Below are 9448 nucleotides of genomic sequence, written 5' to 3' on the forward strand. Positions count from 1 at the left end.
TGGGGTTGCCCATCCCCCCCCCCCGCGCGCCCCGCGGGCCGCCCCCCCCCCCCCCCGCCCCTCCCCCCCCCCCCCCCCCCCCGCACGGTGGGGCCCCGGCACCTGTGTCCCGGGCCCCCCACAGTCGTATCCGGACTTTTGCGCCGGTGGAGTGGCGGGTAAGGTTAGGTTAGCCTCACCGACGAAGACCGGGGTGGCACCCGCGGCCGAACTGCAGGGAGGTGGACCGCATGTACGTCTGTTCCTGCTTCGGCGTCACGGAAGCCCAGGTCAAGAAGCATGCGGACGCCGGAGCCTGTACACCCCGGCAGATCGCGTCGGCCTGCAAGGCCGGAACGGACTGCGGTGGATGTGTGCGCCGCATTCAGGCCCTCCTGGGCCGGGGCGACTGTCCCCGCCGCGAGCTGCTCGACCAGCGGCAGGAACCCGCCGCCGTGAGTGCGCTCGGAGACGTACGCCTCCCGGAAGCCGCCTGAGCGGCCGGCTCGTCAGCTCTCCGGCTGCTCGATCAGCTGGGCGATGTAGAGCGGCTCACCGAGCTTCTCGACCAGCTCCAGCTGGGTGTCGAGATAGTCGATGTGGTGCTCCTCGTCCTCCAGGATCGACTCGAAGATGTTCGCGGACGTGATGTCCCCCTTGCCGCGCATCACCTCGATACCGCGCTTGAGGCGGTCGATCGCCTCCACCTCGACCTGGCGGTCCGCCTGGAACATCTCGGTGACCGTCTGACCCACCCGGACGTGGAACAGCCGCTGGTAGTTCGGCAGCCCGTCGAGGAACAGGATCCGGTCGGTGAGGATCTCGGCGTGCTTCATCTCGTCGAACGACTCGGCCCGGGTGTACTTGGCGAGCTTGGTCCACCCGAAGTTGTCCTGCATCTTCGCGTGCAGGAAGTACTGGTTGATAGCAGTCAATTCGGCGGTCAGCTGCTCATTGAGAAACTCAAGGACCTCGGGGTCGCCCTGCATGGCAAAGGCTCCTTCCAACCGGTGATCGATCTGGCAAGTTGGCCAGATCCTCGCACCGCGCTCAGCGGCCGTCCAGTAAGTGCACGCTTAGTACGAGTTGCCCCGGTGGGGGTGCTGGCTGGTCATGACCACCCCTGCCTGTCTGTCACCATGGAGGCATGGGTCAGCCGGAAAACCGGGAGAATCGCGGAGCAGAGCAGTCGGAGCTTCCACCAGGACAGCGACTGCAGCGCGGATGGCCGGTCACCCACTACGGGCCCGTTCCCAAGTTCAAGCCCGACCGCTGGGAGTTCCGGGTCTTCGGGGCCACCGCCGACCGCGACAAGCACTGCTGGAACCACCAGGACTTCTCGGCCCTGCCGTTCTCCTCGGTCGTCGCCGATCTGCACTGCGTGACGAAGTTCAGCATGATCGGCGCCGAATGGGGCGGGGTTCCCGCGAGGGCGATCCTCGAACTGGCGCCGCCCGCCCCTGACACCACCCATGTGATGGTCTGGGCCGAGTACGGCTTCTCCTCGAACCTGCGCCTGGCCGACTTCGCCTCCGAGCGCACCCTCTTCGCCACCCACAAGGACGGCGAACTCCTCACCGCCGAGCACGGCTTCCCGCTGCGCCTCGTCGTCCCGCACCTGTACGCCTGGAAGGGCCCGAAATGGGTCCGGGGCATCGAGTACATGACGGCGGACCGGCGGGGGTTCTGGGAGGAGCGGGGCTACCACAACATCGGCGACCCCTGGTCCGAGCAGCGTTATTCGTACCAGGAGGAGCCGGGCGACGGCCCGGAGCTGTAGCGGTGCCTCTCTAGCGGGTGCCGCGCAGCTGTGGGGCTTCTACTGGCTCCGGCGGCTCTTCCGCAGCTCCTTCAGCCGGGCCACGTCCGCCGCGTGCCCCTCCTTGCCGCCGGGCGTCTCGATGATCAGGGGTACGCCCTCGGTCGCCGGATGCGCGAACAGCTCGGCGAACGGCTCCGCCCCGATGTGACCGGCGCCGATGTTCTCGTGCCGGTCCTTGTGGGCGCCCACGACGTCCTTGGAGTCGTTGGCGTGGATCAGCTTGAGCCGTCCCTCGCCGACCGTCTCCACCAGCAGGTCGAGCGTCTGCCGCATCCCCTTCGGGCCGGTCAGGTCGTGCCCGGCGGCGTAGATGTGGCAGGTGTCGAGGCAGACGCCCAGCTTCGGGTGGGAGTCCAGCGCCTCGAAGTACGGCCCGAAGTCCCAGGTCCGCGAGCAGAGCGAGAAGCCCTGGCCGGCCGTCGACTCCAGCAACAGGTCCGGATCGTCGTCATGGGTCAGCTCGTCCAGCAGCGGCCGCAGGTGCTCCCGCACCTGGGCCAGCGCCTCGGTGCGCGGCCGCCCGCCCGTCGCCGACCCGGTGTGCACCACCACGCCCAGCGCGCCGATCTCCCGTGCCCGCCGCAGCGAGTGGCGCAGGGACTCCACGGACTTCTCCACCGTCGCCTCGGTGTGCGAGCCGAAGTTGATCAGATACGGGGCGTGCACGTACGCCGGGATCGAGGCCGCCGCGCACTCGGCGCGGAACAGCTCGTCCTGCGCCGGGTTCCCGACGGGCGTCGCCCAGCCGCGCGGGTTGGCCACGAAGACCTGCACGGTCTCCGCCGCCAGCTCACGCGCGTACTCCAGACCGACCTTGGCGAGGCCGCCGGCCACCGGGACGTGCCCGCCCACCGGGTTCCGCAGAGAGTGCATCAGGTTCTAGAACCCCTTGGTCTTGATGGTGATCGTGGAGCCCTCGGGGGCCTGTTCGCCGCCGTCCACGGACTGGCTCGCGATCGTGTCGCTGAAGGAGAGGAACGGCCGGTCGACCTTCACGTCGAAGCCCGCCTCCTCCAGGGTGCTCCGCGCCTCGTCGACGTCCCGGCCGGTGACGTCCGGGACGTCCAGCATCCGGGGGCCCTTGGAGACGGTCAGCTGGATCGTGTCGCCCTCGGCGGCCTCGGTTCCCTCGCCGGGGGACTGTTCGGCCACGGCTCCCTTGTCCTCGGAGGAGTGGATGCGGCCGGGCAGCACCTCGGCCTTCAGCCCCTCGGCCTCCAGTTCGGCGGTGGCTTCCTCGGCGGAGAGCCCGGTGACGTCGGGGACGTCGATCGGAGCGCCCTTGCTGACGACGAGCGCCACGGCGGTGTCGGGATTGCGGTCGGTGCCGGCGCGGGGATCCGTGCGGACCACCTCGCCGCGGGCCACGTCCTCGCTGAACTCCCTGGTCACCATCCCGGGGACCAGGCCCACCTTCTTCAGGGAGCGCCGTGCGTCCGCGAGGGAGCTGCCCACCACATCGGGCACCCGCACGATCTCCGGGCCCCGCGAGACGACGAGCTTCACCGAGCCGTTGCCCCGGATCCGGTCGCCGGAGGCGGGGTCGCTGCTGACGACCTCGCCCCGCTCGACGGTGTCGCTGAAGACCCGCTCCACGCCCTTGAGCCCGAGGCCCTCGTCGGAGAGCCGCTTCTCGGCGGTCTGCTGGGTCTGGCCGAGCAGCGAGGGGACCTGGGTGAACTGGCCGGAGTTGATGTACCAGACGCCTGTGCCGATCCCCAGGGTCAGCAGGACGGCGGTGAGCACGATGATCAGCCTGCGGTGCGGACCGCCGAACGGGCCGCGCCGGCCGGCCCGGCGCCGGGCCGGGGCGGCGGGGCCCGCGGGCGGCATCGCCAGGCGGCTGGTGCGGTGCACGCCGTCCCCGTCGCCGTCCTCCGGAAGGGCCCGGGGAATCACGCTCGTACGGTCGTCAGCGCCGTCGTGGGAGTCCGCCAGCGCCTGCGGCGGTACGGCGTCCAGCTCGGCGTCGGTCAGCCCGGCGCGGGCCTCACGGGTCTCGGCCAGCAGCAGCACCGCGTCGTGCGGGCGCACCTCGGGATTGCGGGCGGTCGCGCTCGCCACCAGGGAGTCCAGCGCGACCGGGAGCCCCGGCACGACGGCGGACGGGGCCGGGACGTCGGAGTTGAGGTGCTGGTAGATGACCTGGGCGGCGTTCTCACCGGTGTGCGGCTTGGCGCCGGTCAGCATCTCGTACAGCACGACCCCGCAGGCGTACACGTCGCTGCGGGTGTCGGCGGTGCCGTGCTCGATCTGCTCGGGGGCCAGATACGACACCGTGCCCAGCAGCGAACCGGTGGTGTCTGTGGCCGTGCCCACCGCCCTGACCAGGCCGAAGTCGGCGACCTTCACCCGGCCGTCGTCCCCTATCAGGACGTTCTCCGGCTTCATGTCGCGGTGCACGAACCCGGCCCGGTGCGCGGCGCCGAGCGCGGCGAGGACCGGCTCCAGGATGTCCAGCGCGGCCCGGGGCTGAAGCGCCCCGCGCTCGCGCAGCACGTCGCGCAGGGTGCAGCCCGCCACGTACTCCATCGCGAGATAGACGTACGCGCCCTCGGCGCCCTGGTCGAAGACCGCGACGACATTGGGGTGGGCGAGCCGGGCCACCGACTTGGCCTCGCGGATGAACCGCTCGACGAAGGCGACGTCGACGGCGAGCGCCGGGTGCATCACCTTGAGGGCGAGCACCCGGTCCAGGCGGGTGTCCACGGCCCGGTAGACCGTGGCCATCCCGCCGACGGCGATGCGCGCCTCAATGCGATACCGGCCGTCGAGCAGCTGCCCGACGAGAGGGTCCTGGAGGGTCGTGTCCACCCCGAGAGTCTACGAGCCGCCGCCGACACCCCGGACGGGCCGGGGCACTCCCGGGGCAGTTCCCTTACCGACCTGTGACAAGGAAGTTTTCAGCCCCTCCGGCGATTGAGGAGCGGGGGTTCGGGGGCAGCGCCCCCCACCACGTACCGGCAGCTCAGAACGCCGGCCGCTCCGGATCCAGCACCGCCCGCCCCTCCACCGGCGACGACGCCTCGGCGAAGTGGCGGCGCGGAATCCGCCCCGCCCGGTACGCGAGCCGCCCGCCCTCCACCGCGTGACGCATCGCACCCGCCATCAGCTCCGGCTCCTGCGCCCGGGTCACCGCCGAGGCGAGCATCACGGCGGCGCACCCCAGCTCCATCGCCTGCGCCGCGTCCGAGGCCGTCCCGGCGCCCGCGTCGAGGATCACCGGCACCCCGGCCTGTTCCACGATCAGCTCGAAGTTGTGCGGGTTGCGGATGCCGAGCCCGGAGCCGATGGGGGAGCCGAGCGGCATGATCGCCGCGCACCCCACCTCCTCCAGCTTCCGGGCCAGGACCGGGTCGTCGTTGGTGTAGGGCAGCACGGTGAACCCGTCGTCGACCAGAATCTCCGCCGCGTCCAGCAGCTCGATCGGGTCGGGCAGCAGGGTCCGCTCGTCGGCGATCACCTCCAGCTTCACCCAGTCGGTGCCGAGCGCCTCCCGGGCCAGCCGGGCGGTGAGCACCGCCTCGCCCGCGGTGAAGCAGCCGGCGGTGTTCGGCAGGACCTGGATGGAGAGCCGCTCCAGCACCGAGAACACCGAACCCTGCACGGTCGGGTCCAGCCGGCGCATCGCGACCGTGGTCAGCTCGGTGCCCGACGCGATCAGGGAACGCTCCAGCACCTCCAGGCTCGGGGCCCCGCCGGTGCCCATGATCAGCCGGGAACCGAAGGTGGCGGGCCCCAGCGTGAAGACGTCGTCCGACATGGTCAGCCTCCCTGTACGGCGGTCAGGACCTCGATGCGGTCGCCCTCGCCGAGCGCCGTGGCAGCCCACTGGCCGCGCGGGACGACGCTCTCGTTGACGGCGGCGGCGACTCCGGCACCGGCCCGGGTCAGCGTGGCGACCAGGGCGCCCAGGTCCGTCCCGGCGGGAACGGCACGGGCTTCCCCGTTCACCGAGACGGAAACGGTGGCCTCGGGTGCGGCGACGGCCTCGGGCACGGCGGTGGCTCCGGGCACGACGGTGGCCGCCGGTCCGGCGGGCTGCTGGGTCATACGGGCTGCTCCTGGAGTACGGGGGCGGCGGTGGTGAACCGGCCGGGCGCGAAGGGACGGGCCGCCTCGGGCAGCTCGCCGGTGGTCAGGGCGTCGGCCATCGCGTCCCCGGTGACGGGCGTCAGAAGGACGCCGTTGCGGTGGTGGCCGGTGGCGAGCAGCAGACCGGGCAGGGCGGTGGGGCCGAGCAGCGGGGCGTTGTCGGGGGAGGCGGGACGGAGCCCCGCCCGGGTCTCGGTGAGCGGCAGCTCGGTGATGCCCGGCACCAGCTCATGGGCGTCGCGCAGCAGCTCGTACACCCCGCCGGCGGTGACCGTGGTGTCCCAGCCCATCTCCTCGCTGGTGGCGCCGACGACCAGCTCGCCGTTCTCGCGCGGCACGAGGTAGAGGTGGCCGCCCCGGACCACGGCGCGCACGGTGCGGCTGAGGAAGGGGGCGTACGCCGGGGGCACGGTGAGCCGGAGGACCTGGCCCTTGACCGGGCGGACCGGTGGCACGAGCTCCGGCGGGAGCCCCGCGAGCCGGCCGCTGAGGCTGCCCGCGGCGAGCACGACCTGATCGGCCCCGAACTCCGTGCCGTCCCCGAGCAGCGCCCCGGTGGCCCTGCCCCCGTCGACGGTGAGCCGCTCGGCGGTCGTCCGGCGGAACGCGACCCCGGCCCGCTCGCACGCGGCCAGCAGCGCGGCGGCCAGTCGGCGCGGATCCACCTGGTGGTCGCCGTCGACCCGGAGGCCGCCCCGTACGCTTGGGGCCAGCATCGGCTCCAGGCGGCGGCACTCACGGCCGCTGAGCCAGACCGACTCCAGGCCCGAACGCTCCTGGAGGGCGTGCAGTTCGCGCAGGTGCGCCCGGTCGTCGGAGTCCAGCGCGACGGCGAGCGTGCCGCAGGCCCGGAAGCCCGTCTCCCGGCCGCTCGCCTCCTCCAGCTCCTCGACGAACGCCGGATAGCGGGCGGCGGAGGCGAGGTTGAGGCCGAGCAGCATCTGCTCGCCGTAGTGCAGTTCGGTGACTGCGGCCAGCATGCCCGCCGCGACCTGGGCGGCCCCGCCGCCCGGTGCGGGATCGGCCACGGTGACGGTCAGCCCGCGCTGGGCGGCCCGCCACGCGGTGACCAGGCCGATGATGCCGCCCCCGATGACGAGGACTTCGGATCCGGCGGTTCTCCGTGAGGCTCCTGAGGTGTTCCCCGAGGCGCACATGGGTGTCCAACCCCTCCCTTCGCCGGCATGACCCGGAGCAGGTTCGTACGGTCGGAGGCCGCCCAGCCTCCCTCTCAGCCCGGTGCGTCCGGGCTCCCGTGAGTGTTCTACCTTGGCCACCCTAAACCCCGCCGTCCACCGCCCAGTAGGGAGCGCCCACCATGGCCCGTTCGCTCGACGGACTCGTCCTCGCCCCGGTCGCCGACCAGGCCCCGGGCCAGGTCGGCACCCGTACCCGCTTCACGTATCACGAGCGGGACGGCCGGATCTGGGCCGAGTACGCGGGTGGCGACGTGATCCGCGGCCACCTCGTCGGCACCCGCGACGGGGACGCGCTGGACTTCCGCTACGTCCAGCTCAAGCAGGACGGAACGACCTCCTCCGGGCACTGCGTCTCCACCGTCGTCGACCTCGCGGACGGCCGGGTGCGGCTGGAGGAGCGGTGGCAGTGGGAGTCCCAGGAGGGCAGCGGGACCAGCGTGGTGGAGCAAGTGGCCTCCTGACGACCGAGTTTCCGGGCCCTTCCGGCGCCCTTCCCGCGGCCGACTTCCTGACGCTTCGTCAGATGATTAAGGTGGACAGGTGAGCGAGCAGCAGACGGAGAAGAGCCCGGCCCGGCACGTCGTGATCGTCGGAGCCGGCATGGCGGGCGTCCAGACCGCCGTCGCCCTGCGGGAAGCCGGCTTCGCCGGGCCCGTCACCCTGATCGGCGCCGAGCCCCACCAGCCCTACGACCGGCCGCCGCTGTCCAAGGCCGTGCTGCTGGGCAAGGCCGAGGACTCCGCCTTCGACGTCGACTTCGAGGCGCTCGACATCACCCTGCGCCTCGGCCTGGACGTCACCGCCCTCCGCGCCGCCGACCACGTCCTGGACACCGCCGACGGCCCGGTCCGCTACGACGCGCTGGTCCTGGCCACCGGCGCGGAGCCGGTGACCCTGCCCGGCGCCGAGGGCGTGCCCGGCGTCCACCTGCTGCGCACCCTCGACGACGCCGCCCGGCTGCGGCCCGTTCTGGACCGGCGGCACGACGTGGTCGTCGTCGGGGCGGGCTGGATCGGCGCGGAGTTCGCCACCGCCGCCCGCGCCGCCGGCTGCTCGGTCACCGTCGTCGAGGCCGCCGCCCGCCCGCTCGCGGGCACCCTGCCCGCCGAAGTGGCCGCCCCGATGGCTGCCTGGTACGCCGACAGCGGCGCCGAACTCCTCACCGGGGCCCGGGTCGACCGCGTCGAGGAGGGGACCGTCCTCCTCGCGGACGGCCGCACCCTGCCCGCCGGGGCCGTGGTCGTCGGCATCGGCGCCCGCCCCGCGACCGGCTGGCTGGCCGGCTCCGGGATCGCGCTCGGCCCGGACGGCTCGGTCACCGCCGACAGCGCCCTGCGCGCCTCGCTGCCCGATGTGTACGCGGTCGGCGACTGCGCCTCCTTCCCCTCCGCCCGCTACGGAACCCGCCTGCTGGTCCACCACTGGGACAACGCCCTCCAGGGCCCGCGCACCGCAGCCGCCGCGATCATGGCCGCCGGGACCGGCGAACCGCTCCCGGTCTACGACCCCGTCCCGTACTTCTGGTCCGAGCAGTTCGGCCGCTTCGTGCAGTACGCCGGCCACCACGCCCATGCCGACTCCCTGCTGTGGCGCGGCGACGGGGCGGACGCGACCTGGTCGGTGTGCTGGCTGCACGACGGCGCGCTCGTCGCCGTGCTTGCCGTGGGCCGCCCGCGCGACCTCGCCCAGGGCCGCAGACTCATCGAGTCGGGGGCCGTCCTCGACCCGGAGAAGGTGGCCGACCCCGCCGTACCGCTGAAGTCCGCGGCCCTCTGACCGCCCTGCGGGCCGCCCCGGACACCCCCGTACGGTCGGCCCGGCTACCGACTGTCAGTCCGGGGTGGCACGCTTGTCCTTGTGACCGAGATTGACGCAAAGACCGATGCTCTCGTCCCCGCCTGGCTCCACCTCCCCGACATCGCGGACATGCTCGATGTCCAGGTGACGCGTGTGCGGCAGCTGGTCAAGGAAGGCCAGCTCATCGCCGTACGCCGTGGTGAGAACCGGACGCTCCAGGTGCCCGCCGCCTTCATCGACGGCGACAAGGTGGTCAAGGGCCTCTCCGGCACCCTGACCCTCCTGAAGGACGACGGCTATTCCGACGAAGAGATGCTGGAGTGGCTCTTCACCCCCGACCCGACCCTGCCCGGCACCCCCGCGCAGGCGCTGAGCGAGAATCGCGGTACGGAGGTGAAGCGCCGCGCCCAGGCGCTCGCCGTCTGACCGACACGACAGGAAGCGGGGGGGGGGGGGGGGGGGGCCCCCCCCCCCCCCGCGCCCCCCCCCCGCCCGGGAAAACCCCCCCGCACCACCCCCGGGGGGGGGCCCCAGGGCACCCACCCCAGCCCCCCCG

General features: G+C 72.8%; 11 protein-coding genes and 1 riboswitch. Of the genes, 5 read left to right on the plus strand and 6 right to left on the minus strand.

What is annotated here, in order from left to right:
- The first annotated feature begins 230 nt into the window (after positions 1-230).
- Positions 231-476: a (2Fe-2S)-binding protein gene (locus tag JS521_RS09295; RefSeq protein WP_205082238.1), complete on the plus strand. Its 246-nt coding sequence runs from the start codon at positions 231-233 to the stop codon at positions 474-476.
- Positions 477-488: 12 nt separating this feature from the next.
- On the opposite strand, the gene bfr is transcribed toward JS521_RS09295, so the two are convergent.
- On the minus strand, positions 489-968 hold the full coding sequence (gene bfr / locus JS521_RS09300; protein ID WP_007451289.1) for a bacterioferritin: 480 nt from the start codon (positions 966-968) through the stop codon (positions 489-491).
- A gap of 158 nt (positions 969-1126) precedes the next feature.
- On the opposite strand from bfr, the gene JS521_RS09305 reads away from it, so the two are divergent.
- Positions 1127-1759: a sulfite oxidase-like oxidoreductase gene (locus tag JS521_RS09305; protein ID WP_205082239.1), complete on the plus strand. Its 633-nt coding sequence runs from the start codon at positions 1127-1129 to the stop codon at positions 1757-1759.
- A gap of 39 nt (positions 1760-1798) precedes the next feature.
- On the opposite strand, the gene JS521_RS09310 is transcribed toward JS521_RS09305, so the two are convergent.
- The 5 genes from JS521_RS09310 to thiO all read right to left on the minus strand — a co-directional run bounded on the left by JS521_RS09310 (position 1799) and on the right by thiO (position 7053).
- The gene (locus JS521_RS09310; protein ID WP_205082240.1) at positions 1799-2674 is read right to left on the minus strand and encodes a deoxyribonuclease IV; all 876 of its coding nucleotides are present in this window, start codon (positions 2672-2674) and stop codon (positions 1799-1801) included.
- Positions 2675-2680: 6 nt separating this feature from the next.
- Positions 2681-4615, minus strand: a complete 1935-nt coding sequence (gene pknB / locus JS521_RS09315) for a Stk1 family PASTA domain-containing Ser/Thr kinase (RefSeq protein WP_205082241.1) — start codon at positions 4613-4615, stop codon at positions 2681-2683.
- A gap of 154 nt (positions 4616-4769) precedes the next feature.
- On the minus strand, positions 4770-5564 hold the full coding sequence (locus JS521_RS09320; RefSeq protein WP_205082242.1) for a thiazole synthase: 795 nt from the start codon (positions 5562-5564) through the stop codon (positions 4770-4772).
- Positions 5565-5566: 2 nt separating this feature from the next.
- Entirely contained in the window at positions 5567-5854 is a 288-nt protein-coding gene (gene thiS, locus JS521_RS09325; RefSeq protein ID WP_239486998.1) for a sulfur carrier protein ThiS, read from the minus strand.
- Positions 5851-7053, minus strand: a complete 1203-nt coding sequence (thiO, locus tag JS521_RS09330; protein ID WP_205082243.1) for a glycine oxidase ThiO — start codon at positions 7051-7053, stop codon at positions 5851-5853. Before thiO ends, thiS begins: the two co-directional genes overlap by 4 nt.
- Positions 7050-7163: riboswitch (TPP riboswitch) on the minus strand. (Overlaps the previous gene by 4 nt.)
- A 51-nt stretch (positions 7164-7214) precedes the next feature.
- On the opposite strand from thiO, the gene JS521_RS09335 reads away from it, so the two are divergent.
- The 3 genes from JS521_RS09335 (at position 7215) to JS521_RS09345 (ending at position 9318) form a co-directional block, all read left to right on the plus strand.
- Positions 7215-7556 (plus strand): avidin-fold protein, encoded by a 342-nt coding sequence (locus JS521_RS09335; protein ID WP_205082244.1) that lies wholly within the window; start codon positions 7215-7217, stop codon positions 7554-7556.
- Positions 7557-7635: 79 nt separating this feature from the next.
- Positions 7636-8871 (plus strand): NAD(P)/FAD-dependent oxidoreductase, encoded by a 1236-nt coding sequence (locus tag JS521_RS09340; RefSeq protein ID WP_205082245.1) that lies wholly within the window; start codon positions 7636-7638, stop codon positions 8869-8871.
- Between the two features lie 81 nt (positions 8872-8952).
- Complete coding sequence (locus JS521_RS09345; protein ID WP_205082246.1) at positions 8953-9318, plus strand: Rv2175c family DNA-binding protein; 366 nt, start codon at positions 8953-8955, stop codon at positions 9316-9318.
- Positions 9319-9448: the final 130 nt, after the last annotated feature.

This window comes from Streptomyces durocortorensis, assembly GCF_016901035.1.
Lineage (GTDB): Bacteria > Actinomycetota > Actinomycetes > Streptomycetales > Streptomycetaceae > Streptomyces > Streptomyces durocortorensis.

Bases quoted from the DNA above. Each gene is read 5' to 3' on its own strand.
- JS521_RS09295 (WP_205082238.1), top strand. From the start codon at position 231: ATGTACGTCTGTTCCTGCTTCGGCGTCACGGAAGCCCAGGTCAAGAAG.
- bfr (WP_007451289.1), bottom strand. From the start codon at position 968: ATGCAGGGCGACCCCGAGGTCCTTGAGTTTCTCAATGAGCAGCTGACC.
- JS521_RS09305 (WP_205082239.1), top strand. From the start codon at position 1,127: ATGGGTCAGCCGGAAAACCGGGAGAATCGCGGAGCAGAGCAGTCGGAG.
- JS521_RS09310 (WP_205082240.1), bottom strand. From the start codon at position 2,674: ATGCACTCTCTGCGGAACCCGGTGGGCGGGCACGTCCCGGTGGCCGGC.
- JS521_RS09320 (WP_205082242.1), bottom strand. From the start codon at position 5,564: ATGTCGGACGACGTCTTCACGCTGGGGCCCGCCACCTTCGGTTCCCGG.
- thiS (WP_239486998.1), bottom strand. From the start codon at position 5,854: ATGACCCAGCAGCCCGCCGGACCGGCGGCCACCGTCGTGCCCGGAGCC.
- thiO (WP_205082243.1), bottom strand. From the start codon at position 7,053: ATGTGCGCCTCGGGGAACACCTCAGGAGCCTCACGGAGAACCGCCGGA.
- JS521_RS09335 (WP_205082244.1), top strand. From the start codon at position 7,215: ATGGCCCGTTCGCTCGACGGACTCGTCCTCGCCCCGGTCGCCGACCAG.